Source organism: Plantibacter sp. T3 (assembly GCF_902506515.1).
GTDB lineage: Bacteria > Actinomycetota > Actinomycetes > Actinomycetales > Microbacteriaceae > Plantibacter > Plantibacter auratus.
The window spans coordinates 3225279-3251783 of the sequence record NZ_LR733286.1 but is presented as its reverse complement, the minus strand read 5'-3'; the positions used below and the strand labels follow the sequence as shown (position 1 = coordinate 3251783).

The window sequence follows — 26505 nt, the reverse complement described above, 5'->3', positions numbered from 1 at the left end:
CGGAAGGAAACAAACGTGGACGCAACTACCGTTCTCGCCGCCCTTGAAGGAAACATCGCGACGGTCGGTTACGGTCTCGCAGCCATCGGCCCCGCCATCGGTGTGGGTATCGTCGTCGGCAAGACGATCGAAGGCACCGCGCGTCAGCCCGAGCTGGGTGGTCGTCTCCAGGTCCTCATGTGGATCGGTATCGCCTTCACCGAGGCGCTCGCCTTCATCGGCATCGCGACCTACTTCATCTTCGTCTAAGCCCCCTTTCACATCTCCGAAGGAGGCAAGATGTTTGATGCAGTGATCATCGCTGCTGAAGAGGGCGCTCCGACGAACCCTCTCATCCCAGCGGTCTACGACATCGTCTGGTCTGCCGTCGTCTTCATCATCATCCTCGGCTTCTTCTGGAAGCTGGTCCTGCCCAAGGTGCAGAAGCTCCTCGACGACCGCGCAGCGGCCATCGAGGGCAACATCGCCAAGGCCGATGAAGCGCAGAAGCAGGCCGAAGCGGCGCTCGAGCAGTACAACGCTCAGCTCGCCGAGGCCCGTCAGGAAGCCGGCCGCATCCGCGAGCAGGCTCGTGTCGAGGGTCAGACGATCCTCGCCGAGCTCAAAGAGCAGGCCACGGTCGAAGCCGCTCGCGTCACCGCGAGCGCTCAGGCACAGATCGAAGCCGAGCGTCAGGCGGCCGTCGTGTCGCTGCGTGCCGAGGTCGGCACGCTCGCGCTCGACCTCGCCAGTGGCGTCATCGGCGAGACGCTGAACGACGACGCGAAGGCCACGGCGGTCGTCGACCGGTTCCTCGCGGACCTCGAAGCGTCGGAGAAGGCAGCCAAGTAATGGGAAGCGCGACCAGAGAAGCACTCGCCTCGTCGAAGGAGGCCCTCGCCGCCCTCGGCGCCGGGGCCGATCTGGCCACCGCGGACGGACTGTTCGCAGCGGGCCGGGCCATCGGCGGCTCGAGCCACCTGAGCGCGGCGCTCAGCGACCCCGCAGCCGAGGCCGGTGCCAAGCGCACCGTCGTCGAGCGGATCTTCGGCACCCAGCTGAGCGCGCAGGCGCTCGGCCTGCTGCAGACCGTCGTCTCCGGCCGCTGGTCCAGCGAGGCCGACCTGCTCGCAGGCATCGAGGAGCTCGGCCTCCGGGCCGCCTCGATCTCCGCCGGTGCGCAGGGCGACATCGAGGCCGAGTTGTTCGAGTTCGGGAAGCTCGTGTCGAGCAACCACGAGCTCGAACTCGCGCTCAGCAGCAAGCTCGGTTCGTCCGCTGCGAAGGGCGCCCTCGCGGCGTCCCTCCTCGCGGGCAAGGCGAGCCCGCAGACCGTCAGCATCGTCGGTCAGCTCGTGCAGCAGCCGCGAGACCGTCGGATCGGAGAACTGCTCCGGTACGCATCAGGCATCGTCGCCGACCAGCAGGGCCTCGCGGTCGCCACGGTCACGGCAGCCGCACCGATCGAGGCGTCGCAGCTCCAGCGCCTCGAGCGCCACCTCGCCACGGCCTACGGCCGTCAGGTGAAGATCAACCAGGTGATCGACCCCGCCGTCGTCGGTGGACTGCGCGTGCAGCTCGGGGACGACGTCATCGACGGCAGCCTCGCTGCCCGACTGAACGACCTCCGTCTGCAACTGGCCGGATAACGGCCCGTGCAGCGCGGGGACCGGCCCGACGGTCTCCACAACTCAAGACGTTGATCCTGACGGATCGCACCTCTCGGAACCCCCGGGTTCCACAACCAAAAGGAACATGATGGCAGAACTCACGATCAGCCCAGACGAGATCCGGGATGCTCTCAAGGACTTCGTCAAGGCCTACGAGCCCGGCACCGCCGCGGCCACCGAGGTCGGACGCGTGATCGATGCCGCTGACGGCATCGCCCACGTCGAGGGCCTCCCGGGCGCCATGGCGAACGAGCTCCTCCGCTTCGCGAACGGCACCCTCGGCCTCGCGCTCAACCTCGACGAGCACGAGATTGGCGTCGTCGTCCTCGGTGAGTTCGACGAGATCGTCGAAGGCATGGACGTCACCCGCACGGGCGAGGTCCTCTCGGTCCCCGTCGGCGACGGCTACCTCGGCCGTGTCGTCGACACGCTCGGCAACCCGATCGACGGCCTCGGCGAGATCGCCAGCACCGGCCGCCGCGCCCTCGAGCTCCAGGCTCCGGGCGTCATGCAGCGCAAGTCGGTGCACGAGCCGCTCCAGACCGGTATCAAGGCGATCGACGCCATGATCCCCGTCGGCCGCGGCCAGCGTCAGCTGATCATCGGTGACCGCCAGACCGGCAAGACCGCGATCGCGATCGACACCATCATCAACCAGAAGGCCAACTGGGACTCGGGCGACGTCAACAAGCAGGTCCGTTGCATCTACGTCGCCATCGGCCAGAAGGGCTCGACCATCGCCTCCGTCAAGGGTGCGCTGGAAGAGGCCGGCGCGCTCGAGTACACGACGATCGTCGCCTCGCCTGCGTCCGACCCGGCCGGCTTCAAGTACCTCGCTCCGTACACCGGTTCGGCCATCGGCCAGCACTGGATGTACGAGGGCAAGCACGTCCTGATCATCTTCGACGACCTGTCGAAGCAGGCCGAGGCCTACCGTGCCGTCTCCCTCCTCCTCCGTCGTCCGCCGGGACGCGAGGCCTACCCGGGTGACGTCTTCTACCTGCACTCCCGTCTGCTGGAGCGTTGCGCGAAGCTGTCCGACGAGCTCGGCGCCGGTTCGATGACGGGTCTGCCCATCATCGAGACCAAGGCGAACGACGTCTCCGCGTACATCCCGACCAACGTGATCTCGATCACCGACGGCCAGATCTTCCTGCAGTCAGACCTCTTCAACTCCAACCAGCGCCCCGCGGTCGACGTCGGTATCTCCGTCTCGCGCGTCGGTGGCGACGCTCAGGTGAAGAGCATCAAGAAGGTCTCCGGAACGCTGAAACTCGAGCTCGCGCAGTACCGCTCGCTCGAGGCGTTCGCGATGTTCGCATCCGACCTCGACGCGGCCAGCCGCCGTCAGCTCGCCCGTGGCGCCCGCCTCACCGAGCTGCTCAAGCAGCCGCAGTACTCGCCGTACCCCGTCGAGGAGCAGGTCGTCTCGATCTGGGCCGGAACCAAGGGCAAGCTGGACGACGTCCCGGTCGAGGACGTCCTCCGCTTCGAGCGCGAACTGCTCGATTACCTGGGTCGGAACACCGAGGTCCTCACCACGCTGCGCGACACGAACGTGCTCGACGACGACACCGTCTCGAAGCTCGATGCCGCTGTCGACCAGTTCAAGCTCGAGTTCCAGACGGGCGAGGGCGCTGCCCTCGGTTCGGAGCAGGTCGAGGAGCTCCCGGTTGAAGACGTCAACCAGGAGAAGATCGTGAAGGGTCGCCGCTAGTCCATGGGCGCTCAACTCCGGGTCTACACGCAGAAGATCAAGTCTGCGCAGACGACCAAGAAGATCACGAAGGCGATGGAGCTCATCGCCGCGTCGCGCATCCAGAAGGCGCAGGCGCGGGTGGCGGCATCCGGACCCTATTCTCGTGCGATCACTCGTGCCGTGTCCGCCGTCGCGACGTACTCCAACGTCGATCACGTGCTCACGACCGAGCCGGAGAAGGTTGAGCGGGCTGCGGTCGTCGTGTTCGCATCCGACCGAGGCCTCGCCGGCGCCTTCAACTCGCAGGTCCTCCGTGAGGCCGCCGAGCTGACCGAGCTCCTGCGCAGCCAGGGCAAGGACGTCACGCACTACCTCGTGGGCCGCAAGGCGGTCGCCTACTTCACGTTCCGACGGATGCAGGCTGCAGGGGAGTGGGTCGGCAACACGGAGAACCCCGACTTCGCCACGGCGCAGGAGATCAGCGAGTCCATCCTCAAGGCGTTCCTCACGGACGCCTCCGAGGGTGGCGTCGACGAGATCCACATCGTCTACAACCGCCTCGTGAGCATGATGACGCAGACCCCCGAGGTCGTCCGTCTCTTGCCGCTCGAGGTCGTCGAAGGCGTCGAGGAGCCCACCGACACCGCTGTGCTGCCGCTGTACGAGTTCGAGCCGGATGCGGAGAGCGTGCTCGATGCACTGCTCCCGAACTACATCGAGAGCCGGATCTTCAACGCGCTGTTGCAGTCCTCCGCCGCGAAGCACGCCGCGACGCAGAAGGCGATGAAGTCGGCCAGCGACAACGCCGACAAGCTCATCACCGACTACACCCGCCTCCGCAACAACGCGAGGCAGGCCGAGATCACCCAGCAGATTTCCGAAATCGTTGGCGGCGCAGACGCGCTCTCGTCCTAGTCATCGCAACACGCACACGTATCTGTAGAGACAGAGAAGAGAAGAACATGACTCCCACCGCAACTGCCGAGCAGGGCGCTGCAGAGGTGAAGGCCGGCGCCGTCGGCCGCATCTCGCGCGTCACCGGCCCGGTCGTCGACATCGAGTTCCCGCACGACGCGATTCCGGGCATCTACAACGCCCTGAAGACCAGCGTCGTGATCGGCGAGCAGACGATGGTCCTCACGCTCGAGGTCGCACAGCACCTCGGTGACGACCTCGTCCGCGCCATCGCCCTGAACCCCACGGACGGCCTCGTCCGCGGCCAGGAGGTCACCGACACGGGTTCGCCCATCTCGGTGCCCGTCGGCGACGTCACCAAGGGCAAGGTCTTCAACGTCATCGGCGAGGTGCTCAACGCCGAGCCCGGCGAGCAGATCGAGATCACCGAGCGCTGGCCGATCCACCGTCAGCCGCCGCCCTTCGACCAGCTCGAATCGAAGACGCAGCTGTTCGAGACCGGCATCAAGGTCATCGACCTCCTGACGCCGTACGTCCTCGGCGGCAAGATCGGTCTCTTCGGTGGTGCCGGTGTCGGCAAGACCGTCCTCATCCAGGAGATGATCCAGCGCGTCGCGCAGGACCACGGTGGTGTGTCGGTGTTCGCCGGTGTCGGTGAGCGCACCCGTGAGGGCAACGACCTCATCCACGAGATGGAAGAGGCGGGTGTCTTCGAGAAGACGGCCCTCGTGTTCGGCCAGATGGACGAGCCGCCGGGAACGCGTCTGCGCGTCGCTCTCTCCGCACTGACGATGGCGGAGTACTTCCGCGACGTCCAGAAGCAGGACGTGCTGCTCTTCATCGACAACATCTTCCGCTTCACCCAGGCCGGTTCCGAGGTGTCGACCCTGCTCGGTCGCATGCCGTCCGCCGTGGGCTACCAGCCGAACCTCGCCGACGAGATGGGTCTCCTCCAGGAGCGCATCACCTCGACGCGTGGTCACTCGATCACCTCGCTGCAGGCGATCTACGTCCCCGCCGACGACTACACCGACCCGGCTCCGGCGACGACCTTCGCGCACCTCGACGCGACGACCGAGCTCTCCCGTGAGATCGCGTCGAAGGGTCTGTACCCGGCCGTCGACCCGCTGACCTCGACGAGCCGTATCCTCGACCCCCGCTACCTGGGTGCCGACCACTACCGCGTCGCCACCACGGTCAAGCAGATCCTCCAGAAGAACAAGGAACTGCAGGAGATCATCGCCATCCTCGGTGTCGACGAGCTCTCCGAGGAAGACAAGATCACGGTGTCGCGTGCGCGCCGGATCCAGCAGTTCCTCTCGCAGAACACCTACATGGCGAAGAAGTTCACCGGTGTCGAGGGCTCGACCGTCCCGCTGAAGGACACCATCGAGTCGTTCGACGCCATCGCCAAGGGTGAGTTCGACCACGTCGCCGAGCAGGCCTTCTTCAACGTCGGTTCCATCACCGACGTCGAAGAGAAGTGGGCTCAGATCCAGAAGGACAACGGCTAAGCATGGCTTCCGCTCCTCTGACCGTGAGCGTCGTCGCGGCCGACCACGAAGTGTGGTCCGGCCCGGCACGCCAGCTGATCGCGAAGACCGTCGACGGCGAGATCGGTATCCTGCCCGGCCACGAGCCGATGCTGGCCATCCTCGCCGCCGGTGAGGTCCGTGTCACGCTCGAAGACGGCTCGAAGATCGTCGCGAACGCTGAAGACGGCTTCCTGTCGGTCGAGAACAACACCGTCACCGTCGTGGCCGGCAACGCCACGCTCGTGACCAGCTCCTGATTCAGTGCTGATCCTCCTTCCCCCTTCGGAGACGAAGCGGGACGGCGGCGACGGACGAGCCCTGGACACCGCCCTGCTGCGGTTTCCAGGGCTCTCCTCGTCCCGGAACGATTGCCTCGGCGCCCTGGTGTCGCTCGCTGCCGATGAGACCGCGACGGTGAAGGCCCTGAAGCTCGGCCCCAAGCAGCTCGGCGAGGTCCAGCGCAACCGCGTGGCGGCGACGTCCGCGACGATGCCGGCGATCGACCGGTACACGGGGGTGCTGTACGACGCGCTCGATGCAGCCACGCTCCCAGCGGACGCGCGACGCTTCGCCGCTGAGCACCTGGTCGTGCACTCGGCGTTGCTCGGCCCGGTCGGCGCGCTCGATCCCATCCCGGCGTATCGGCTCTCCCACGACTCCAGGCTGCCCGGGTTCGTCCTGAAACGTCACTGGGCGGTGCCGGTCGCGCGCGAGCTGGACGCCGTCCAGGGTGTCTTGTTGGACCTGCGCTCGGAGGGCTACGCGGCGCTCGGGCCGTTGCCGGACCGCGCCGGTGCCGTCTACCTGCGTGTGCTCACGGTCGGCGACGACGGCAGACGCCGGGCGCTCAACCACTTCAACAAGCAGGGCAAGGGCCGGTTCACCCGCGCGCTGTTGGAGGCCGGTGTCGACCACCCTGATCTCGACTCGTTGCTCGACTGGGCGCGATCGACCGGATGGGTACTCGACGTCCATGCCCGTGCCGACGACGGTCGGGTGACCGAGCTCGCCCTCGTCGTCTGACCGTTGCGGATCAGCGAGCGCTCTCGGAGCGCCAGCAGCCGACGAGGTGGTCGTCGACGAGGCCTCCGGACTGCATGAGGGCGTACATCGTCGTCGGGCCGACGAACCGGTAGCCGCGCTTCCGCAGGTGGGCGCTGAGCGCGGTGGACTCGGGGGTCACCGCGGGGACCTCGGTCCACTGGGCGAACCGTGCGGGCCGTGGCGGGGGAGCGAAGCTCCAGAGGATCTCGTCCAGGTCGTCCCCCAGCTCGAGGGCGGTGCGGGCATTGCCGATGACCGCGTTGATCTTCCCGCGGTGCCGGATGATCCGGGCGTCGTCGAGCAGGCTCCCGACATCAGCCTCTGTCATGGCTGCGACGGCGTCGAGGTCGAAGCCGTGGAACCGTTCCCGGAAAGCCGGTCGCTTCCGAAGGATCGTGATCCAGGAGAGCCCGGCCTGGAACCCTTCGAGACTGATCTTCTCGAAGACCTGCCGCTGTCCGTGGAGCGGTACGCCCCACTCCTCGTCGTGATAGCGCTGGTACTCCGCGTCCGTCCCCGCCCAGGCGCAGCGGGTCAGGCCGTCGGTGCCGACGATGGTCGGGGAGGCTGGGCTCATCGGCGGAACGGGATCCCTTCGTGGTCGAGGAGCCAGCGTTTGGTGGCCGGTCCGTCTCCGCCAGAATAGCCCGTCACGATCCGCCCGGTTCCAAGGACGCGATGACAGGGGATGAGGAGCGCGATGGTGTTCGCCCGAACCGCCTGGCCGGCCGCCCGGCCGCCCTGCGGGGCGCCGGCCGCGGCCGCAAGGGCGCCGTACCCGATGGAGTCGCCGAACGGCACCTCGCCGAGCGCCGACCACACCGCCTGCTGGAACGGCGTGCCGGTCGTGACGAGCGGGAGCTCGAACACCGTGCGTCGTCCGCGGAAGTACTCGTCGATCTGCTCCGCGGCGTCGAGGAGGACCGCGGTGGGGCGTTCGTCCACCCCGTCGAGGGGGAGTCGCCCGTGGTGCTCGAAGCGCACGGCTGAGACCGCGTCGTCGACGGAGCGGAGCTCGATCCGCCCCACCGGTGTCGGCATCCTGAGGAAGCCCTCGGCGGTCGGGTCGGCGATGGCGGAGTAGGGGAGTACGGGATCGGTGACGGTGAGGTGTGTGGTCATGCACCGAGCGTAGGAAGCCCGTGATCGACGCGATGCGTCACGTGGGCCTGGCCGCGACGTCAGGGGCCGACGGGTGCCTGTGGAGGACGGTCGGGCTAGCCTGGATGCATGTCTGATCTCAGCTATCGCCCACTCGGCCGAAGCGGCCTCCTCGTCTCAGCGGTCGGCATCGGCTGCAACAACTTCGGACGCGAGGGCACGGTCACCGAGAGCCTGGACGGCACGCGAGCCGTCGTCGACGCGGCGATCGACGCCGGGGTCACCCTCTTCGACACCGCCGACATCTACGGCCGGGAGTACGGGCTGAGCGAACAACTCCTCGGGCAGGCGATCGCCGGACGGCGGGATGAGATCGTGCTCGCGACCAAGTTCGGCCATGTGGACTACGAGAGCCCGATTCCGAACTGGGGGGCCAAGGGCTCCCGTCGCTACATCCGGCTCGCGGTCGAGGGCTCGCTCCGCCGCCTGGGCACCGACTGGATCGACCTGTACCAGCTGCACACCCCCGACCCGTTCACGCCGATCGAGGAGACGATCGCGGCCCTGGACGAGCTCGTCCACGAGGGGAAGATCCGCTACGCCGGCCACTCGAACTTCGCCGGTTGGCAGCTGACCGAGGCGGACTGGGCGGCTCGTACCGCCGGGCACCCCGCATTCATCTCGGCCCAGAACGAGTACAGCCTGCTCGTCCGGGGCGCGGAGCGCGAGCTGTTCCCGGCCATGCGCGCCGCCGGTGTCGGCTTCCTCCCGTACTTCCCGCTCTACAACGGACTGTTCACGGGGAAGTTCTCCCGTGACGGCGGGCCGGCGGACAGCCGCATCATGCGCCAGCGCAAGCACCTGCTCGACACGGCGCCCTGGGACGCGATCGAGGCCTACCAGGCCTTCTGCGACGAGCGCGGCATCTCCATGCTCGAGGCGACCTTCGGCTGGTTGCTCGCCCAGGACGGGCTCACGAGTGTCATCGCCGGCGCGACCACTCCGGAACAGATCCGCGCGAACGCCGCGGCCGGTTCGGCGTGGTCGCCGACCGCCGAGGAAGCGGCCTGGATCTCGGACCGCTTCCCCGTCGGTTGAGCCGCCCGGTCAGTCCTTCGAGCGGGGCTGCTTCGGGTCCTGCTTCCGCGGGTCCGAGGACACGGCCGATGATCCCGGGGCGTCCGGAGACGCGAGCTGCCGGAGGTCGAGCTGGGCGGTCATCGTGCCGAAGTGCTCCGTGACCTGCTCCGAGACCTGATCCGACAGCTGTTCGCTCACGTCGGCTGAGACGCTTTCGGTGAGCTCTGCGGCGAACAGACGGCGCTTCGCCCGCTGCTCCCGCCGCACCTCGATGCCGAAGGCCTTGAACGAGGAGACGCACATGAGGATGATCACGACGCTGAAGGGCAGCGCGGTGATGATGGCCGCCGTCTGCATCGACGCGAGACCGCCCGCGATGAGCAGCGAGATGGCCAGGAGGCTCGTCACGAGTGCCCAGGCGATCCGGACCCGGTTCCTCGGCTCCGTCCCGCCGGTCGTGAGCATGCCCATCACGAGCGATCCCGAGTCGGCCGAGGTCACGAAGAACAGGAGGATGAGCAGGAGGGCGCCGACGGTCGCGATCGATCCACCGGGCAGGCCGGCGAGCATGTTGAACAGGGCGGTGTTGAGGTCCACGGGACCGTCCGCACCGCTGAAGTCACGCCCCTCCAGCGACTGCATGATGGCAGTGCCGCCGAGCACGGCGAACCAGAGGAAGGTCACGAGGGTCGGGACGAGGAGGACGCCGAGCACGAACTGCCGCACGGTGCGCCCCTTCGAGATGCGGGCGATGAAGACGCCGACGAAGGGTGCCCACGACATCCACCAGCCCCAGTAGAAGGTCGTCCACGAGGACTGCCAGGCCTCGCCGGCAGCACCCTGGTACGCGGAGACGTTGAAGGTGAGTCCGACCACGTTCTGGAGGTACGCGCCCATCGACTGCACCCACTCGCGCAACAGGAACAGCGTCGGGCCGGCGAACAGGACGAAGAACAGGAGGAGCCCGGCGAGGATCAGGTTGGTGTTCGAGAGCCACTTCATGCCCTTGTGCACGCCGGAGACGAGGGAGAAGATCGTGACACCGGTGATCACGAGGATGAGGACGACCTGGGTGAGGATGTTCGGCTCGGCGATGCCCGTGTAGCCGAGTCCTGCGGAGATCTGCAGCACACCGAGCCCGAGTGAGGTCGCGACGCCGAAGACGGTGCCGATGACGGCGATGGTGTCGATCGCGTTGCCCCAGCCGCCCTGCACGCGCTTGCCGAGGAGCGGTTCGATCGCCCAGCGGATCGACATCGGCCGTCCCTTCCGGTGCACGGCGTAGGCCAGGGCCACACCGACGACCGCATAGATCGACCAGGCGTGGAGTCCCCAGTGCAGGTACGTCTGACTCATCGCCTGTTGGGCGAGGGACTGCTCGGACCCCGTCACGCCGGGGCGCGGCTCGAGGAAGTGCGTCAGCGGTTCACCGACGCCGTAGAAGACGAGCCCGATGCCCATGCCGGCGGCGAAGAGCATGGAGAACCAGGACAGGAGCGAGAACTCCGGTTCGTCGTCGTCCTTGCCGAGCTTGATGTCGCCGAACTTCGACACGGCGAAGACGATGGCGACGATGACGAAGGCCGCGACGAGGAGGACGTAGTACCACCCGAGGCTCCCGATGATGCCGGACTGGATCGAGCCGAAGACGGCCTCGGCCTGCTTCGGGAGCAGGATCGAGAACAGCGCGACGCCGAGGATGACGACGAGGGACGGCCCGAGCACCCACGGGATGACCTTCGCCGGCGCACCACCGGCGGCCGCATCGGAGGTGGGGATGGTCTTCGTGCTCACGTGTGTGCTCCTCGGGCCCTGGGGCGACCCTGCGTCGCTCCGATCATCAAGGGTAGGGAGCCGCGGCGATCCGGACAACGTTGCGGAGCGGCCCCTGGTGTGCAGTCCCAGTGGGCGGGCCGCTGGCGGAGCTCGGCGCGTCGTCGGGCCGTCCGTGCGGCCACTGAGCGAATCCGTCCCCCACTCGGGGCACGGATTCGGGCGAATCGGCACCGTGGCGAAGCTTTGTCGGGCACAATTGCGGATGACCATGCAGGAGGATCCGTGCCGAGAACGCCCCGCGACCGACGACGTACCCGGACGGCCGTCGCCCTCGGCGTCGTCGCCGTCCTCCTCGCCGGCGGTGCGCTCGCGGTGTCGCTCGTGAGCCGCGTGCCGAACGCCGCCGCCGGCCCGTTCGACGGAGCGCAGTTGTACGTCGATCCGTCCTCGTTGGCCGCCCGCGCCGCCGCGGCCGATCCGGCGGCCGCGACCGAGGAACCGACGAGTTCCGCCACGGCCGGGACGAGCGGTGGGTCCGACGGCGACCCGACCGATGTCGCCGACCAACTCGCGGCAGCGTCACGGCTCGCAGCTGAGCCGACGGCGATCTGGCTCGTCCCGGAGCGTTACCCCATGAACACGGTGCAGGACACCGTCTCCGAGGTCGTCCGGTCCGCCGAGCGCTCCGGGTCCATGCCGGTCTTCACGGTCTACGGCGTGCCGGAGCGGGACTGCGGCAACCAGTCCGCCGGTGGGTTGTCGAGCGACGAGTACCAGGACTGGGTCGCCGAGATCGTCGCCGCCGTCGCGGACCACCGCGTCGCCGTCATCCTCGAACCGGATGCCGTCGCGCTCGCGCCGGACTGCGGTGACCGCACCGCGCGGATGCGGCAACTTGCAGCCGCGACCGAGCAGTTCGCGGACGCATCGGTCCCCGTGTACCTCGACGGCGGCCACTCCGACTGGCGACCGCCCGCCGAGATGGCCGAGCTCCTCCGGGAGGCCGGTGTCGCCGACGCAACGGGCTTCGCCACCAACGTCTCCAACTACAACACGACCGAGGACGAGATCGCCTATGCGGAGGAACTGAGCGGCCTCCTCGACGGCGCCCATTACGTGATCGACACCTCTCGGAACGGCAGCGGCTCGAACGGCGAATGGTGCAACCCGTCCGGCCGGACGGTGGGGCAGCAGCCCCTCACCGCGCAGGCCGAACATCTCGACGCGAACCTCTGGGTGAAAGCCCCCGGCGAGAGCGACGGAGCGTGCAACGGTGGCCCCCTTGCTGGGGTATGGTGGCCGGAGCAGGCCGTGCAACTGGCCAAGGGATTCAGCGCGTGGTGAGTCGGCAACGGCCACATCCGGCACGTCGCTGACGGGTGGAACGGGTAGGGGCATCGTGACCGAAGAGCTGAGCGAACGTCGGACCGCGGTCGTCATCGAAGACGACGCGGACATCCGCCAACTGCTCGAGACCGTCCTCGAGCAGGCCGGCTTCGAGACCGTGTCCGCCGCGAATGGTCTCGACGGCGTCGAGGCGGTGCGGAGGCACAACCCCCTCGTCACGACCCTCGACGTCAGCATGCCGGGTATCGACGGCTTCGAGGCTGCCAAGCGCATCCGCGCCATCAGCTCCACCTACATCGTCATGCTGACCGCCCGAGGTGACGAGATCGACACCCTGCAGGGCCTCGACTCCGGCGCCGACGACTACATGACCAAGCCCTTCCGTCCGCGCGAGCTCCGTGCCCGCATCGAGGCGATGCTTCGTCGGCCTCGCGCGAACGGTGATGCTCCGGCCGTCGCCGCGGCGGCACCAGTGCAACCGACCGCGGTCGCGCCGGCTCCCGTCGCTCAGGTCGCGACTCCGCCGCTGCAGCAGCAGGTGTCGTCGCCCGACCCCACGATCGTCCACGAGACCGTCGCGCGTCATGCCGCTCCCGTCGGTCAGTCGGTCGTCCCGATCATCATGCAACCGGCTGCCGCAGCGCCCGACGACGGCGAGGGGTGGCTCGTCCACCGCGGTCTGAAGCTCAGCTCGGCCACCCGCATCGTCGAGGTCGACGGCACCGAGGTCGACCTCACGCGGAGCGAGTTCGACCTGTTGCAGGCACTGATGGAGTCCCGCCGTCGAGTGCGCAGCAAGGCGGACCTCGCGCTCATGCTCCGTGGCGAGAGCTACATCACGGCCTACTACGTCAGCGAAGCCGACAAGCGTGCGATCGAGGTGCATCTCGCCAACCTGCGACGGAAGCTCGCGGACAGCACCGTGGCCCCGCGGTTCATCGAGACGGTGCGCGGCGTCGGCTACCGCATGACCTCCGACGACTGAGACCACCGCGGTCCCGACCGCGACGGAGCCTCGCCGGCGACCAACGACGCCTGGTGGACGGAGCTCAGGATTCCGCTGCGTCTGCCGCGTCGAGTTCGAGCAGCCGTTCGCAGCTGCGACGGCCGACCTCCTGGAGGGCGGTGTGGATCTCGCGCGCGCGTTCGAGTCGCCCCAGCTCGATCGCCTGGAGACCGGCACTCGCGAGTCCGGCCACCCCGATCACGCCCAGCATGACGCTGGAGGAGCGGATGCTGAGGAGGACGACCTTGGACTCGTCGGTGTCGTCGGCGTCGAGTGCCGCTCCCAGGCGTGCCAGACGGGTGGGCCACATCTCGACGTAGGTCTGGACGAACCGACGACGACTGCGCAGGTCGCCCGAGAGTTCTCGGAGCAACCTGCGCAGTTCGTCGGCGTCGACCGTGCCCGGGTCGGGGGACGTCACACGCGGTAGCCGCGCTGACGACGGATGAGCTTGCCGAACATGCTGAGCGTCTGCAGCACGGTGATGACGCCGAGGACCGGCCAGCCCGCCCAGAGGATCGTGGACTGGACGACGGGGGAGAGCTGGGTCCAGGCGGCGACGATCGCGATGATGGCGGCGAGGACGAACAGGAGCGGCGCGAGGTGCGCGTTGCCCGAGCCGCGTTCTGCCTTCGCCTGCTCGGCCCAGTTGTCGACCTTCTTGTTCGACGCGAACTTCGACCAGGCACGGATGAAGTGGCCCATTCGGATCCACATGTAGAACTCGGCCGGGAAGATGAGGACCGCGAAGAGGATGTCGCGGGCGTTCCGCTTCTTCATCGACAGCGCGATGCGCAGGTTGAGGAAGATGGCGACCAGCGGCGGGATGAGCCACACAGGGCTGAACACGAACGCGTGAATCGACAGCGAACCGGCGAGCAGCACGACGAAGAGGATGCGCGTGACGATGTTGAGGAGCATCTCCGCGTTCTCGAGCCACCGCAGTCGCAAGTTCGGGTGGAACGGCTGCCCCTTCGTGTCGCCGCGCTGGCCGGGCCACATGAGCTCGATCGCGCCGTAGTTCCACTTCACCTGCTGGGCGTCGAGGGAGCGGACCGTGGTCATCCCACCGACGTCGGCACGGGCGCGGGCGCTGATCTTCGTGAGGTAGCCGGCGCTCTTGATCTGCAGCGACAGGAGCGAGTCCTCCACCTCGGAGTCCTTGACCCACGGGGTGGACTGGTGGTTCTGCTCCATGGCGTCGCGCAGGGCCTGGACGGAGAAGATCGAGTACTGCCCGCCGAGCACGGCCATGTTGCGGCCTCGGAGCATGTTCTGCATGTTGAACGCGGCGAACTGCGTGCGCTGGCCGGCGATGAGGAACGCCGGGACGAGCTGCTTCTTGAACGGCTCGTCGTCGATCGAGAAGATCGCGGAGATGCCGCCGATGCGACTGTCCGAGACGATCTCGGCTTCGAGCGACTCGATCGCGGTCGGGTCGGCGACCGTGTCACCGTCGACACCGAGCAGGTAGTCGTAGCCTTCGACGAGCGTGAAGCCGTAGTTGAGCGCGCCCACCTTCTTGTCGGGGTTCTTCCCGATGTCGTGGATGAACACCTCGGTGAACTGCTCGTAGCCGTCCTCGTCGACCCGGGAGTGCGGGCCGGCGTAGGGCGCGGCGACGTCGACCGACCGGTCCGTGGTGTTGTTGATGACCACGTGGATCACGTCGGGCATCCGCGTCTGCTCGAGGAGGGACGCGAGCACTGCCGGCAGCGACTCCTCCTCGTTGTAGGCGGGGATGATGCACCCGATGGTCGCGCGGTACTCGGGGAGCGAGTTGACCGAGTCGATGAATTCGTTGGCGTACGCTTCAAGTTCGGGCGCAAGAAGCGGCTGCGTCTGAATGTACCGAGGGTCAGGCTGCTGGGCGTTGGGCCGAGAGCTGTCCGGTCGCGCTTCGAGTTCTGACATCAGGGGTCCTGTTCCGAGTGGGTCGAGTGCAACGGTTCGCGCTGCAGTTGCAACTCTGCCGCGTTGGGCGCGGCTTTCGCGCGTGAATGCGATAGCGTCGGCTCAGGATTTCCTCAAGATTCGCGCTGGCCCCAGTTCGTGGGTCATACGGACCCTCGAGGGTCACTCGATCATCCCTCCGACACCCGCCAGGAGCCTCATGTCGAACCACCCAAGCCCGGTCCGGAACCGGCACGTCAGGCACGCCCTCCAGGCCGCGACCGCCGCCGCGCTCGTCCTCGGGCTGAGCGCCTGCGGGACGCCTCCGTGGGAGGAGCCGGGCGCGCAGCCGACCAGCTCGCCGCGCGTGTCGAAGACGCCGAGGCCGACGGTGAGTGCGATCACCAACGAACTCGCGAGCGGGAGTGCCAAGCACACGCTCACGGCGGGCTCCGCCACCCTCACGGTCGACTACTGGTCCACACTGTCGATGGACGCGTGGACCGCGGACGTCAACAAACCGGTGAGCTTCTCGCTCAGCGGCGTGCTCAACCCCGACGACCTCCAGGCGCTCTATCTCTCGCGGGTGACGCTCACCACGACCGTCCACGGACCGAAGGGGCAGCTGGAGTCGCCTGCCCCGTTCACCGACCAGTCGACGGTGGCACCGGGGTACCTCATCAAGGCACCGTACAGCTACAGCCAGACGTTCGTCCTCCCCGAGGTGGACAGTGCCGCGACCGGCGTCACCTTGACGATCACCTACGAGCTGCTGGTGCAGGCGACGCCGACGTCCGCCGAATATGCGAAGCAGACTGCGGTGGACACCCTCACCATCGCGATCGCCCCGCCCGCCTGACCGAGCTCGAACCGATCCGTCAGCGGCCCGTCGGCGACGACGAGGCGAGGACCGTGCGGTTCCCGCCGGACGCTGCAGCACGCAGGCTGGCGTCGCTGGCGGCACGCGTGAGGACGGCGACGTCGTACCCGAGGTAGTCGGTCAGAGCGATCCCGATGCTGGCCGTCGGGCGCAGGCGCGGCGTGGTCTCGACGGGGTGGTCGAGCAGGCCGTCCTGGATGCCCTTGGCCGCCTGGAGCGCGTCGTCGGCGTCCGTTGCGGGGGTCGCGATCAGGAGACACCCCGCGCCGTCCTCGCCGATGTCGGAGAGCGTCGGGCCGTACCGACGGACCGAGGAGATGAACCCCTCGGCGACCTCACTGCTGAACGCTGCTCCGAACGCCGTCTTCATCTCATCGAGGTCGTCGAGCCGGACGTGGAGGATCGCGAGCTGCTCGTCATGGAAGTTCGCCCGTTCCAGCCAGTCGTCGACGATCCGGACGAAGGACTCCTGGAGGAGGACGTCGTCGCCCGTGTACGCGACGATGCTCCCGTGCCGTCGGCTGGCGGGTGCGGCGCGCTCGGCCCGCAGGACCGAGAGCACCACGGTCGCGACGATGAGGAGCGCGATGAGTAGCAGCGAGGCGGCCACGGTCCCGAAGAGCGTCGTGAACAACGAACCGTCCGGCCCCTCCACGAGGAGTGCGACCAGCCGAGCCGCGAAGAACGCCGACGCGATGCCGAGCACGATGGTGAAACCACGGGTGGTCGGGTTGTCCCGCATCGCGCCGACGAGCGTCTCAGCCGCGCCGAGGCCCGCGAAGAGGGCGATGCAGAGGAACGTCGCAGGCGCGCCCGCCCAGGGGCCTCCCGAGGGGCCGGCGGCGAGCGCGGCGACGATCGTGACCGCCGTCCCGATGAGTGAGACCCAGAGCAGACTCGATTTGCCGTTGAAGAGCCGCGCGCCGGACCACAGGGCGGCGATGCTCAGCACGTATCCACCGTTCCCGGCGGCGATCGCCCACCAGGCCTCCTGGCTCAGGGCGCTGACGACGTAGGAGAAGCTGGTGAACATCCCGGCCATGTAGGACACGGACCACACCCTCCCGCTCGCGTCGTCCTTCCGCATGAAGGTGTTGACGATGAACGTCGCGCCGCAGACGAAGATGACGAGCGCGTTGATCACCGCGACGGTCTGGCTGTCGAAGGTCATTCGGTGCCGCCTCTCGGAATACGGACGACCGCGGTCGTGCCCTCACCGAGCACGCTGTGGACGGTGAGGTCGCCGCCGTGCAGACGGACGATGTCCCGACTGATCGCGAGGCCGAGACCGCTGCCGTGCACCGTGGAGTTGCGGACGAGGTCGGAGCGGAAGAACCGCTCGAAGAGCTTCGGTTGGTCCTCCTCGGAGATGCCGATGCCGGTGTCCCGCACGATGACCCAGGCGGTGTCGCCCTCCGCGGTGACACCGACGCTCAGCTCGCCGCCGTCCCGGTTGTACTTGATGCCGTTCGAGAGCAGGTTGTCGACGACCTGCCGGAGGCGGAACGGGTCGGCGAACAACGGCACGGCCTCCTCGTCGTGGCGCACGATGGTGATGCTCCGTTCGGCGGCCACGTGCGCCAACGACTCGACCGAGCGGTCGACGATCTCCCGGAGCTCGCACTCGGAGCGTTCGAGCACCATGGTCCGGTTCACGTCGCGGGAGGCTGCGAGGATGTCCGCGATGAGTTCGAGGAGTCGATCGCCGTTCGTCTGGGCGATCGTGAGCTGCTTCGCGACCCGCGGTGGGAGCCCCGGGTCGTCGAGCGCGAGGTCGAGGTACCCGAGGATCGACGTCAGCGGCGTCCGGAGCTCGTGCGACACGGAGGCCACGAGGTCGTCCCTGGCGCGGATCGCGTTGATCTCGCTCGTGACGTTGCGTGAGACGAGCACCGTGCCGTCGTAGCCGCCCTCGTGGTCGTAGAGGCGGCGGGAGGTGAGGGCGAGGGCGATCCGCTCGGTACCGGGGGCGCCGAGCCACACCGTGAGGTTCTCGAACTCCTCACCACGGCGTGCACGGATGTACGGCTTGTCCTGCGGCTGGAGGAGGGTCAGTCCGTCCTCGGCCCACACCGGGAGTGCGGGATTGACGTCGGACAGCTCGCCGACCTCGTCCTGCAGCCGCGTCTGGAACCGGTTGACCATCGCCCGGGCTCCGATGCGGTCGAAGCGGACGACGCCGAAGTTCACGGCGTTCAGGATCTCCGCGAGGCGGCTCTCCTGGTCCTGTGCACGCCCCAGGGCGGTCTCGAGCTGTCCGGCCTGCTTGTTCAGCAGCACGCGCTGCGCCTCCGTCCGCTTCGCGGTCATCGCGGTGGAGACGGCGACGAACGCGAGGACCGTGGGCAGGATGACGAGCGCCGGCAGGTTGGCGATGGTGATGTCCCCCGGGGTCATCGCGAGGGATGACCAGCTCGACGTGCAGACGAGCACGATGGCGGTCACGGCACCTGCGAGGCCGAAGGCCGTCGCCATCCAGATGGTCGGGAAGACCCAGAGGAGTCCCGCGCCGATCAGGGGTTCGCCTTGCCGGATGAGCGCGATGGCGATGATGTCGAGGATCGGGAGCGCGATGAGGAGCCGCGGCACCTGGTGCCACGGCACGATCGGCGCGAGCGCCGTCGCGATGAACGCCAGGATCACCCCGATGTAGAAGAGGACGGAGTTGTCGTCGACGCCCTGGAACAGGAGCGTGGCGAAGAGGATGGCGACGACCGCCAGGCCGAAGAGCAGCTGTGGGAAGGCGCTGTAGCCGGTCATCCGACCGACGCGTCGTGGGACCTCGACCGCGTGCGGGCCCGTTCTCGTGGGCCCGGTGTCCGCGAGACCGGGTGCCGAGGCGGTGTCACCCGACGCCGACGGGCCGGACGGGGGAGTCCGTTCTCCGATCGGCTTCGCGGGCATGGGTTGAGCGTACCTCTGTCGGGGGTGGCGGAACGTGATACTGGGGACGGCTTGCGCCGGTGCGGGGATCCCCTCTAGCGGGTGCCCCAGTCGTAGAGCTGCTTGTGCAGGCGCAGGTAGACGAAGGTCTCCGTTCCGGAGACACCGTCGACGGTGCGGATCTCGTCGTTCAGCAGCGCGATCAGTTCCTCGTCGTCCTCGCAGACCACTTCGACCAGCAGGTCGAAGGAGCCTGCGGTCAGGACGACGTAGTCGACGGCCGACAACGCGGACAGGCGGTCCGCGACCACGCGGGTGTCACCGGTCACCCGGACGCCGATCATCGCCTGTCGGGTGAAACCGAGCTGCATCGGGTCGGTCACCGCGACGATCTGGATGACGCCGGACTCCGTGAGTTTCTGCACCCGTTGCCGCACCGCGGCCTCGCTGAGTCCGACGGCCTTCCCGATCTCGGCGTAGGAGCGGCGTCCGTCGGTCTGGAGCTGCTCGATGATCGCCTTCGAGGTGTCGTCGGGCGGCGCCGCCTTCGCCGGTGCATCGGAGCTCGCTCGTGTCATGCGTCGATCATGACAGCGTGGACGGGTCGCGGCAAGCGGATCCGCAGGACCGACCGACCCCGGCGTCCGGATCCGTCGTCGCCGATCCCCGTACGGAATCCGCCGAGCCGGGTGGGGCGGTCCTGCGGTCGGCCGGTACCGTACTATCGTCGAGGGTGCATCAGCCACCGCCAGCCGTATTAGAGGAGCAGACGTGACCGAGCACGGGCAACGGATCGTCACGCTGCCCGGCGGGCGTCGAGTCTCACTCGCGTGGGCCGGCATGACCGATGTCGGCAAGCGACGCGAGTTGAACGAGGACGCCTTCGTGGCGCTCCCTCCCGTGTTCGCCGTGGCCGACGGCATGGGTGGGCACTCCGCCGGCGAGGTCGCGAGTGCCGCGGTCGCGCACCGCCTGACCAAGGCCACCGAGGGAGCCGAGATCCTCACCGTCGACGGCCTCGTCGACGCGCTGCGCATGGCCGTCGCGGACATGATCGACACCGCGGAGGAGGGCGAACTCGGCATGGGCACCACCGTCACCGGTGTCGTGCTGACGGCCGACGAGGGCGAGGGTCGCGTCGCGGTCTTCAACATCGGCGACTCCAGGGTGTACCGGCTGCAGGACGGCGAGCTGGTCCAGGTCACCGAAGACCACTCGATCGTCCAGGAGCTGATCCGCGCGGGAGCGATCAGCCCTGAGGAGGCGGAGTTCCACCCGAACAGCAACATGATCACCCGGGCCGTCGGACCGTCGGACGACCCCGTACCTGACGTCGAGCTCTTCCCGATCGAGACCGGTGCCCGATGGCTCGTCTGCTCGGACGGGCTCACGAAGGAACTCACCGACCACGGGATCTGGTACTTCCTGACCGAGGGGGCCACGCCGGTCGACGCGGCCGAACTCCTCCTGCGTGCCGCCCTCGACAACGGCGGACGCGACAACGTCTCGGTCATCGTGCTCGACATCGCGGCGGTCGACGAGAGCGTCGAGCAGCCCGCCTCCTGAGCCCGCTCCACAGCCGCTGCTCGCGCGGGCTTCGCGCCCGGTCGGACCGTCCCGTCAGCCGGTCAGGGCCGCAGAGTGCTCCACTGGAGCCATGAGCCCTTCGGACGTGACGCCCTCCGCGACCACCTCGCACCGGCCCGCGACGACGCCGGCCCGCCTCCGTGCCCCCAGCCCGCCGGCAGAGCCGCCCACCGGGTCGCTCCCAATCCTCGCAAGTCTCGCCCCGGTCGTCGGGTCGGTCGCCCTGTTCGCGATCACCGGCTCACCCGTGACCCTCGTCTTCGCCGCGCTCGGGCCCCTCATCGCCGTCGCCGGCTACATCGACGCACGCTGGACCAGACGTCGGCGCGGACGGCGGGCGCGCGCGGCGTATGACGCTGCGGCGCAGGAGCTGGAGCAGGACATCGCGCGAGCACACGTCGAGGAACGCGAGGAACTGCGAGCACTCCACCCTGCCGGTCGGCTCCTCGGGGTCATCGACGGACCCGATCGTGCCAGGTGGCGGGTACCGGAGGCCCGCCGCACGCTCGTCTGCGTCGGGCGAGGGGAGACGAGGAGTGCCGTCCGAGTGGACGCGGGGGCGGACGACGACCGATGGGAGTGGGCGGCACGGCTGTCCGAGGCGCCGGTCGTGGTCGAGGCGGTCGAGGGGATCGGCATCGTCGGTGGGAAGGTGTTCGCGCGCGCGGTGGCCCGCAGCATCCTCCTGCAGCTCGCCCGACAGCTCCCGCCGCAGGCAGCGCAGTTCTCCGGTGAGCCCGCGGCTTCCGACGACCGCACCTGGGCGTTCCTCGAGGACCTCCCGCACCGTGCGGTCTCGGACCCCGCCGACCCGATGCCCGGTGGGCGACCGGCGGAGCCGACCCTCGTCTCGGTCGTCGAACGCTGGGAAGCGGTCGGGTCCGCCGCGGGGCGATCGGGAGGACGCCCGCCGACCGGCGGTGTACTCGTCGCCCTGTCCGACACTGTCGAGCTCATCCCCACCCGCTGCCGACACCTGCTCGTCCTCGATACCGACGGCCAGACCGTCCTCGCCGACGGTACCGGCGCCTCCACGTCCGTGCCGGTGTCGCCAACCCTGCTCGCGGAGGCCGAAGCGGAACACGTCGTCGAGGCGCTCACCGCCGCCGCACTCACGACGGGGGAGTCGCCGACCCTCTCGAGTCTGCCGACCGACGTCGCCTTCGCGCAGGTGCATCCGGTGCGGGGCCGTCGCCCGTCGGTGGGATCCGACTGGCGGCCCGATGCGCTCCGGGTCGCCGTCGGCACCGGCGTCGAGGGCGTGCAGCTGCTGGACCTCGGAGCGGACGGACCCCATGCACTGGTCGGCGGCACGACCGGGAGCGGCAAGAGCGAGCTGCTCATCACCTGGATCACGGCTCTCGCCGCGCAGTGCTCACCGCAGGAGCTCTCCCTGCTCCTCGTCGACTGCAAGGGCGGCGCCTCCTTCCAAGCGGTGGAGACTCTGCCGCACGTGGTCGGGATGGTGACCGACCTCGAACCGGGAGCGGCGGACCGCGTCGTGTCGAGTCTGCGTGCCGAGCTGCGCCACCGCGAGCGTGTGCTCGCCGGACACGGGGCGCGGCACCTGCTCGACCCCGTGCTCCTGCCGGAGCATCGCCCGGCACGGCTCGTCGTCGTCGTCGACGAGTTCCAGGCACTGCTCGACGCGAGCCCGCACCTCCATCAGGTGTTCGCCGACCTCGCGGCCCGCGGGCGATCACTCGGCCTGCATCTGATCCTCTGCAGTCAGCGTCCTGCGGCGGTCGCCGCCGACGCCATCCTCGCGAACTGCACGCTCCGCCTCTCGCTCCGGGTCACCTCGCGCCCCGACAGCGCCGCGATCCTCGGTGTGCCCGATGCGGCCGCGATCCCGGCCGGAACACCGGGCCGCTGCATCGTCTGGAACGGCGACCGACGACTCGTGTTCCAGTCCGCGGTCACCACGTCCGACGACATCCTCGCGGTCCGTGAGCGCTGGCGCGACGCGCCTGCACCTCGGCGACCATGGCTCGACCCCCTGCCGGCACGCCTGGCCTTGAGCGCTGTCTCGGCGATCGAGGCGGGACGTGCCGGAGGCTCGGAGAGCACCGGTGTCGACTGTCCTCCCGGGGAGGGCATCGTGTTCGGCCTCGCGGACCTCCCCGAGGAGCAGGCACAACGCCCCGCGGTGTGGTGTCCGGAGCACGACGGCTCGCTGCTGGTGCTCGGCACCGGACGTTCCGGTCGAACGACCCTGCTGGACACGCTCGAGGTCGGCGCGCGCGATCGCTTCCGCGTGGAGCGCGTCGGCCAGGATGCCGAGCAGGCCTGGGACACCGTCATGGCGCTGTCGGATCCGCTCCGCCCGACCGAGCGCACCCTGCTGCTGGTCGACGACGTGGAGTCGCTCCTCGCGACCGCCGGGGACGAGCACGGCGCCGCCCTCCGCGATGCACTGCTCGGCCTGCTTCGAGACGGGGGACGCCGCGGGATCAGCGTCGTCCTCGTCGCCTCCCGGCTCGGTGGTGTGGTCCACCGGTTCTCGGCTCAGCTGAGCAGCACGCTCGTCCTCCGCCTCGCCGATCGGCAGGATCATCTCGTCGCCGGCGCACCCGCCTCCTGCTTCGATCCACGCCGACCCGCCGGCCGCGCGCACTGGCAGGACTCGGAAGTGCAGATCGCGCTCGCTCCACCGTCGCCGGCGTCACCGTCCTCTGCGCCCGGGGTCCACCGCTGGCGACCGAGCCCGCAACGCGCGACCGTCATCGTCACGCGCGCGACCGGAGCGGCCCGGGCGATGCTGCAGCGCTCGACCGGGACGGAGCGACGCGTGCGGCTCATCGAACCGGCAGCGCAGCTGTTCCCGTCCGCACCGCTCGCGGGCGTCGCGGGCGTCGAGAGCGACGTCCTGGAGGACGACGCCGCGATCGTCGTCCTCGTCGACCCCGAGACGTGGCTGTCGGGCCGGTTGGTCGTCGGGCGAGACCTTCCGCCGAGCACAGCCGGTGCCGACCTGGTGGTCCACGGCTGCTCCGCCGCCGACTTCCGGCAGGTGACCAGGAGCCGTGAACTCCCCCCGCTCCTCGGCTATGCGAGCGGCCGTGCTTGGTGGTGGCGGGCCGGACAGGAGGCGATGCGTGTGGACCTGCTCGGCTCCTGACCCGAAGCCGCCGAGGCTGTCGGCCGGGCGGTCAGACCGCGGTGACGGCGATCCGGCCGACGACGGCGGCTCCGCCGTGGATGGCCAGGTCGAGTTCCGGTTCGAGGGCGTCGACGGCGGCCGCATCGAGTGCTCCGACCGAGACGAGTAGACGGAGGGCGATGATCGTCGAGGCCCGGAGCGAGCCGTCGAGGACCTTGAGCGCGACGGTCGCGCCGCCGGGTGCCGACATGACCATCACGCCTTCCGCACCGAGCTTCGCGAACAGGCCGAGGCGTTCGATGACGAGCGTGTTCGCCCGACCGGGTCCATCGAGTGCCCAGCCGTTGGCGAGCACCGCCGCAGTGAGCAGCCCGGCGTTCCGGTACAGGGCGAACGGCGAGGTGGGGGAGGAGTTGACGACGCGTCCGATGCCACGTGCGAGTCCGGTCAGGGAGATCGCGTACACCGGCGCCCCGCAGCCGTCGACCCCGCTGGCGGCGGGCTTCTCGCCGGTGAAGCGCTCGACGGTGTCGCGGACGGCGAGCTGCAACGGATGGTCGGGTTCGAGGTACGTCGCCTGGTCCCACTCGTTCTGCGCGCAAGCGAGCAGCATGGCCGCGTGCTTCCCGGAGCAGTTCATGTACAGGGGGCTCGTGCCGAGGCCGTCCCGGACCAGCTCGTCGCGGGACGCGCGATCACCGGGCCAATCGGCCGGGCACTGCAACGCCGAGTCCTCGATCCGAGCCCGGCCGAGCATGCTGCGCACGACCTGGACGTGCTTGCGGGTGCCCGCATGGCTCGCGGTCGCGAGCACGGCCTGAGCGCCCTCGAGGGACACTCCGGCGTTCATGATCGTGATCGCCTGGAAGGGCTTGAGGCACGAGCGGGGGAAGACCGGTGCGTCCGGTGCTCCGAGGCTCGCGAGGACCTCGCCCTCCGGACCGAGGACGATCGCCGATCCGGCGTGTCGTGACTCGATGAAGCCGCTGCGCTCGACGACAGCCAGCTCCACCGCGTCCGCGACGCCGAAGGTCTGGGGGACCGCCGTGCTCACAGTGCTGCGAGCGCCTGATCGATGACCGTCATCGCGTCCGCGATGAGCTCGTCGGAGACGGCGAGGCTCGGGAGGAAACGGAGGACGTTGCCGTAGGTGCCGGCGGTGAGGACGAGCACGCCCTGCTGCGCGGCGGCTGCGGCGATGGCGCTGACGGCGGCCGGGTTGGGCTCCTTCGTCGTCGAGGCGGTACCCGGCTGGACGAGTTCCATCGCGATCATCGCGCCGATGCCGCGGACGTCGCCGATGATGTCGTACTTGCCCTGGAGCTCGAGCAGCGCCGCCGTCAGGGTGGCACCGATGCGATCCGCTTCGGCCAGCAGACCGCGCGACTCGATCGACTCGAAGACCGCGACCGACGCGGCACACGCGACGGGGTTACCGCCGAAGGTGCCACCGAGCCCGCCGGGCTGGCTGGCGTCCATGATCTCGGCGCGCCCCGTGACCGCCGCGAGCGGCAGACCGCCGGCGATGCCCTTCGCGCTCAGCACGAGGTCGGGGACGAGGCCGAAGTGCGAGCTCGCGAAGTACTCGCCGGTGCGCGCCATGCCGCTCTGGATCTCGTCGGCGATGAACACGACGCCGTTGGCCGTGCACCACTCCTGGAGCGCGGGGAGGTAGCCCTCCGCGGGGACGACGAAGCCGCCCTCGCCCTGGATCGGCTCGACGACGAGGCATGCGAGGTCGGTGGCACCGATGCGCTTCTCGAGGTAGGCGATGGTGCGGGCCGCAGCCGCAGCTCCGGACAGGCCGTCGTGGTAGGGGTAGGAGTTGGGGGCGTGGTAGACGTCGCCGGCGAACGGACCGTAGCCGGTCGCGTAGGGGGCGGCCTTGTAGTTCATCGCCATGGTCAGGTTGGTGCGACCGTGGTAGCCGTGGTCGAGCACCGCGACAGCCCGCCGACCGGTGTACTTGCGAGCGATCTTCACGCCGTTCTCGACCGCCTCGGCGCCCGAGTTCACGAGCACCGACTTCTTCGCGAAGTCGCCCGGGGTGTGCTCGGCGAGCAGCTCCGCGACGCGCACGTACTCCTCGTAGGGGGTGATCGTGAACAGGGTGTGCAGGACGTCGGCCGCCTGGTCCTGGACGGCGCCGACCACGGAGGACTCCGTGTGGCCGATGGTGGTGACACCGATACCGGCACCGAGGTCGATGAACTGGTTGCCGTCGACGTCGACGACGATCGCGCCGTGCGCGCGCTCGATGTACACCGGGAGGACACTCGACACGCCATCGGACACGACCGCGGTTCGGCGGGCGTGCAGCGCCTGCGAGCGCGGGCCCGGGACGGCCGTCACGATGCGACGCTCCTGCGTCACGCTGGGGGCGGAGGCGGTCGTCTGGTCCGTGGTGTCGAGCGTGTCAGTCATAGTCCTCCAGCGTAGCGCGACCTCCCGACAGCGGGGCCGCGAACGCGGGCCGCGGTGGGGAGGCCAGTGGGATACTGGTGGCATGATCACGGGCCACCACGACTACACCATCGGCGTCCGCTGGGACGGAGACCTCGGGACGGGCACGAGCGGGTACCGGGACTACTCCCGGGAGCTCACGGTGACGGCCGCCGGGAAGCACGACCTCGAGGGCTCGGCCGACAAACCGTTCCGCGGCGACCCGGGTCGATGGAACCCCGAGGAGCTGCTCCTCGCGGCCCTCGCCCAGTGCCATCTCCTGTCCTACCTGCACGTCGCCGTGACCCTCGGTGTCGTGGTGACGGCCTACACGGACGACGCCGTCGGGACCATGGTGGAGGACGGCGCGGGCAGCGGTGCGTTCACGGAGGTGGTCCTGCGTCCGCAGGTCACGGTCGCCGATGCGTCGATGGTCGAGGCGGCGCGCGCAGGACACGCCCGCGCGAACGAGCTGTGCTTCATCGCCAACTCGGTGAACTTCCCGGTCCGTCATGAACCGACGATCGTCGTCGCGACGACCACCTGAGGAGTGGACGGACGCCGC

General features: G+C 69.0%; 25 protein-coding genes. 15 read left to right on the top strand and 10 right to left on the bottom strand.

The window, feature by feature from the left end; genetic code table 11:
• The first annotated feature begins 15 nt into the window (after positions 1-15).
• The 8 genes from atpE to GV015_RS15410 all read left to right on the top strand — a co-directional run bounded on the left by atpE (position 16) and on the right by GV015_RS15410 (position 6821).
• Positions 16-249, top strand: coding sequence for an ATP synthase F0 subunit C (gene atpE / locus GV015_RS15445; protein WP_064295310.1), 234 nt, complete (start codon positions 16-18; stop codon positions 247-249).
• Positions 250-279: 30 nt separating this feature from the next.
• The gene (locus GV015_RS15440) at positions 280-831 is read left to right on the top strand and encodes a F0F1 ATP synthase subunit B (RefSeq protein WP_064295311.1); all 552 of its coding nucleotides are present in this window, start codon (positions 280-282) and stop codon (positions 829-831) included.
• Positions 831-1628, top strand: a complete 798-nt coding sequence (locus GV015_RS15435) for a F0F1 ATP synthase subunit delta (protein ID WP_159879195.1) — start codon at positions 831-833, stop codon at positions 1626-1628. Before GV015_RS15440 ends, GV015_RS15435 begins: the two co-directional genes overlap by 1 nt.
• Positions 1629-1737: 109 nt before the next feature.
• The gene (atpA, locus tag GV015_RS15430) at positions 1738-3366 is read left to right on the top strand and encodes a F0F1 ATP synthase subunit alpha (RefSeq protein ID WP_079707189.1); all 1629 of its coding nucleotides are present in this window, start codon (positions 1738-1740) and stop codon (positions 3364-3366) included.
• Positions 3367-3369: 3 nt separating this feature from the next.
• The gene (locus GV015_RS15425) at positions 3370-4263 is read left to right on the top strand and encodes a F0F1 ATP synthase subunit gamma (protein ID WP_064295314.1); all 894 of its coding nucleotides are present in this window, start codon (positions 3370-3372) and stop codon (positions 4261-4263) included.
• A gap of 47 nt (positions 4264-4310) precedes the next feature.
• Positions 4311-5777: a F0F1 ATP synthase subunit beta gene (gene atpD / locus GV015_RS15420; RefSeq protein WP_079707188.1), complete on the top strand. Its 1467-nt coding sequence runs from the start codon at positions 4311-4313 to the stop codon at positions 5775-5777.
• Positions 5778-5779: 2 nt separating this feature from the next.
• On the top strand, positions 5780-6055 hold the full coding sequence (locus tag GV015_RS15415; RefSeq protein ID WP_064295316.1) for a F0F1 ATP synthase subunit epsilon: 276 nt from the start codon (positions 5780-5782) through the stop codon (positions 6053-6055).
• Positions 6056-6059: 4 nt separating this feature from the next.
• Positions 6060-6821 (top strand): YaaA family protein, encoded by a 762-nt coding sequence (locus GV015_RS15410; RefSeq protein WP_159879193.1) that lies wholly within the window; start codon positions 6060-6062, stop codon positions 6819-6821.
• A gap of 10 nt (positions 6822-6831) precedes the next feature.
• Here GV015_RS15410 and GV015_RS15405 read toward each other — a convergent pair whose 3' ends face one another.
• Together GV015_RS15405 and GV015_RS15400 are read right to left on the bottom strand one after the other, a co-directional pair.
• Positions 6832-7419: a DNA-3-methyladenine glycosylase I gene (locus GV015_RS15405; RefSeq protein WP_079707186.1), complete on the bottom strand. Its 588-nt coding sequence runs from the start codon at positions 7417-7419 to the stop codon at positions 6832-6834.
• Positions 7416-7964 (bottom strand): methylated-DNA--[protein]-cysteine S-methyltransferase, encoded by a 549-nt coding sequence (locus tag GV015_RS15400; RefSeq protein WP_236555494.1) that lies wholly within the window; start codon positions 7962-7964, stop codon positions 7416-7418. The genes GV015_RS15405 and GV015_RS15400 overlap by 4 nt, the downstream gene beginning before the upstream one ends.
• Positions 7965-8072: 108 nt before the next feature.
• Here GV015_RS15400 and GV015_RS15395 point away from each other — a divergent pair, with 108 nt between their 5' ends.
• Positions 8073-9041, top strand: coding sequence for an aldo/keto reductase (locus GV015_RS15395; protein ID WP_159879191.1), 969 nt, complete (start codon positions 8073-8075; stop codon positions 9039-9041).
• A gap of 9 nt (positions 9042-9050) precedes the next feature.
• Here GV015_RS15395 and GV015_RS15390 read toward each other — a convergent pair whose 3' ends face one another.
• Entirely contained in the window at positions 9051-10817 is a 1767-nt protein-coding gene (locus tag GV015_RS15390) for a BCCT family transporter (protein ID WP_371416573.1), read from the bottom strand.
• Positions 10818-11081: 264 nt separating this feature from the next.
• On the opposite strand from GV015_RS15390, the gene GV015_RS15385 reads away from it, so the two are divergent.
• Positions 11082-12143, top strand: coding sequence for a glycoside hydrolase family 6 protein (locus tag GV015_RS15385; protein ID WP_159879187.1), 1062 nt, complete (start codon positions 11082-11084; stop codon positions 12141-12143).
• 55 nt (positions 12144-12198) lie between these two features.
• Positions 12199-13131, top strand: coding sequence for a response regulator transcription factor (locus tag GV015_RS15380; protein ID WP_371413649.1), 933 nt, complete (start codon positions 12199-12201; stop codon positions 13129-13131).
• Positions 13132-13195: 64 nt separating this feature from the next.
• Here the strand turns inward: GV015_RS15380 and GV015_RS15375 are convergent, their stop codons facing one another.
• Both GV015_RS15375 and GV015_RS15370 read right to left on the bottom strand, forming a co-directional pair.
• Complete coding sequence (locus GV015_RS15375) at positions 13196-13573, bottom strand: Hpt domain-containing protein (protein WP_079707183.1); 378 nt, start codon at positions 13571-13573, stop codon at positions 13196-13198.
• Complete coding sequence (locus GV015_RS15370; protein ID WP_079707182.1) at positions 13570-15066, bottom strand: glycosyltransferase family 2 protein; 1497 nt, start codon at positions 15064-15066, stop codon at positions 13570-13572. The genes GV015_RS15375 and GV015_RS15370 overlap by 4 nt, the downstream gene beginning before the upstream one ends.
• Positions 15067-15265: 199 nt before the next feature.
• On the opposite strand from GV015_RS15370, the gene GV015_RS15365 reads away from it, so the two are divergent.
• Complete coding sequence (locus GV015_RS15365; protein WP_236555493.1) at positions 15266-15904, top strand: hypothetical protein; 639 nt, start codon at positions 15266-15268, stop codon at positions 15902-15904.
• A 19-nt stretch (positions 15905-15923) separates the two neighbouring features.
• On the opposite strand, the gene GV015_RS15360 is transcribed toward GV015_RS15365, so the two are convergent.
• The 3 genes from GV015_RS15360 to GV015_RS15350 all read right to left on the bottom strand — a co-directional run bounded on the left by GV015_RS15360 (position 15924) and on the right by GV015_RS15350 (position 19386).
• Positions 15924-17096: a diguanylate cyclase domain-containing protein gene (locus GV015_RS15360; protein WP_159879185.1), complete on the bottom strand. Its 1173-nt coding sequence runs from the start codon at positions 17094-17096 to the stop codon at positions 15924-15926.
• On the bottom strand, positions 17093-18829 hold the full coding sequence (locus GV015_RS15355) for a cell wall metabolism sensor histidine kinase WalK (RefSeq protein WP_159879183.1): 1737 nt from the start codon (positions 18827-18829) through the stop codon (positions 17093-17095). The genes GV015_RS15360 and GV015_RS15355 overlap by 4 nt, the downstream gene beginning before the upstream one ends.
• A gap of 74 nt (positions 18830-18903) precedes the next feature.
• The gene (locus tag GV015_RS15350; RefSeq protein ID WP_064295326.1) at positions 18904-19386 is read right to left on the bottom strand and encodes an Lrp/AsnC family transcriptional regulator; all 483 of its coding nucleotides are present in this window, start codon (positions 19384-19386) and stop codon (positions 18904-18906) included.
• 193 nt (positions 19387-19579) lie between these two features.
• Here GV015_RS15350 and GV015_RS15345 point away from each other — a divergent pair, with 193 nt between their 5' ends.
• On the top strand, positions 19580-20374 hold the full coding sequence (locus tag GV015_RS15345; protein WP_229939081.1) for a PP2C family serine/threonine-protein phosphatase: 795 nt from the start codon (positions 19580-19582) through the stop codon (positions 20372-20374).
• A 91-nt stretch (positions 20375-20465) separates the two neighbouring features.
• Complete coding sequence (locus tag GV015_RS15340; protein WP_159879181.1) at positions 20466-23516, top strand: FtsK/SpoIIIE domain-containing protein; 3051 nt, start codon at positions 20466-20468, stop codon at positions 23514-23516.
• 31 nt (positions 23517-23547) lie between these two features.
• Here the strand turns inward: GV015_RS15340 and GV015_RS15335 are convergent, their stop codons facing one another.
• On the bottom strand, positions 23548-24552 hold the full coding sequence (locus GV015_RS15335) for an asparaginase (protein WP_159879179.1): 1005 nt from the start codon (positions 24550-24552) through the stop codon (positions 23548-23550).
• Positions 24549-25922, bottom strand: coding sequence for a 4-aminobutyrate--2-oxoglutarate transaminase (gene gabT, locus GV015_RS15330; RefSeq protein ID WP_121291798.1), 1374 nt, complete (start codon positions 25920-25922; stop codon positions 24549-24551). Before gabT ends, GV015_RS15335 begins: the two co-directional genes overlap by 4 nt.
• 82 nt (positions 25923-26004) lie before the next feature.
• Here gabT and GV015_RS15325 point away from each other — a divergent pair, with 82 nt between their 5' ends.
• Complete coding sequence (locus tag GV015_RS15325) at positions 26005-26487, top strand: OsmC family protein (protein WP_086473942.1); 483 nt, start codon at positions 26005-26007, stop codon at positions 26485-26487.
• The last annotated feature ends 18 nt before the right edge of the window (positions 26488-26505 follow it).

Coding starts and splice junctions, on each gene's coding strand:
- GV015_RS15440 (WP_064295311.1), top strand. CDS start 280: ATGTTTGATGCAGTGATCATCGCTGCTGAAGAGGGCGCTCCGACGAAC.
- GV015_RS15435 (WP_159879195.1), top strand. CDS start 831: ATGGGAAGCGCGACCAGAGAAGCACTCGCCTCGTCGAAGGAGGCCCTC.
- atpA (WP_079707189.1), top strand. CDS start 1,738: ATGGCAGAACTCACGATCAGCCCAGACGAGATCCGGGATGCTCTCAAG.
- GV015_RS15425 (WP_064295314.1), top strand. CDS start 3,370: ATGGGCGCTCAACTCCGGGTCTACACGCAGAAGATCAAGTCTGCGCAG.
- atpD (WP_079707188.1), top strand. CDS start 4,311: ATGACTCCCACCGCAACTGCCGAGCAGGGCGCTGCAGAGGTGAAGGCC.
- GV015_RS15415 (WP_064295316.1), top strand. CDS start 5,780: ATGGCTTCCGCTCCTCTGACCGTGAGCGTCGTCGCGGCCGACCACGAA.
- GV015_RS15405 (WP_079707186.1), bottom strand. CDS start 7,419: ATGAGCCCAGCCTCCCCGACCATCGTCGGCACCGACGGCCTGACCCGC.
- GV015_RS15400 (WP_236555494.1), bottom strand. CDS start 7,964: ATGACCACACACCTCACCGTCACCGATCCCGTACTCCCCTACTCCGCC.
- GV015_RS15395 (WP_159879191.1), top strand. CDS start 8,073: ATGTCTGATCTCAGCTATCGCCCACTCGGCCGAAGCGGCCTCCTCGTC.
- GV015_RS15370 (WP_079707182.1), bottom strand. CDS start 15,066: ATGTCAGAACTCGAAGCGCGACCGGACAGCTCTCGGCCCAACGCCCAG.
- GV015_RS15365 (WP_236555493.1), top strand. CDS start 15,266: ATGTCGAACCACCCAAGCCCGGTCCGGAACCGGCACGTCAGGCACGCC.
- GV015_RS15360 (WP_159879185.1), bottom strand. CDS start 17,096: ATGACCTTCGACAGCCAGACCGTCGCGGTGATCAACGCGCTCGTCATC.
- GV015_RS15355 (WP_159879183.1), bottom strand. CDS start 18,829: ATGCCCGCGAAGCCGATCGGAGAACGGACTCCCCCGTCCGGCCCGTCG.
- GV015_RS15350 (WP_064295326.1), bottom strand. CDS start 19,386: ATGACACGAGCGAGCTCCGATGCACCGGCGAAGGCGGCGCCGCCCGAC.
- GV015_RS15340 (WP_159879181.1), top strand. CDS start 20,466: ATGAGCCCTTCGGACGTGACGCCCTCCGCGACCACCTCGCACCGGCCC.
- gabT (WP_121291798.1), bottom strand. CDS start 25,922: ATGACTGACACGCTCGACACCACGGACCAGACGACCGCCTCCGCCCCC.
- GV015_RS15325 (WP_086473942.1), top strand. CDS start 26,005: ATGATCACGGGCCACCACGACTACACCATCGGCGTCCGCTGGGACGGA.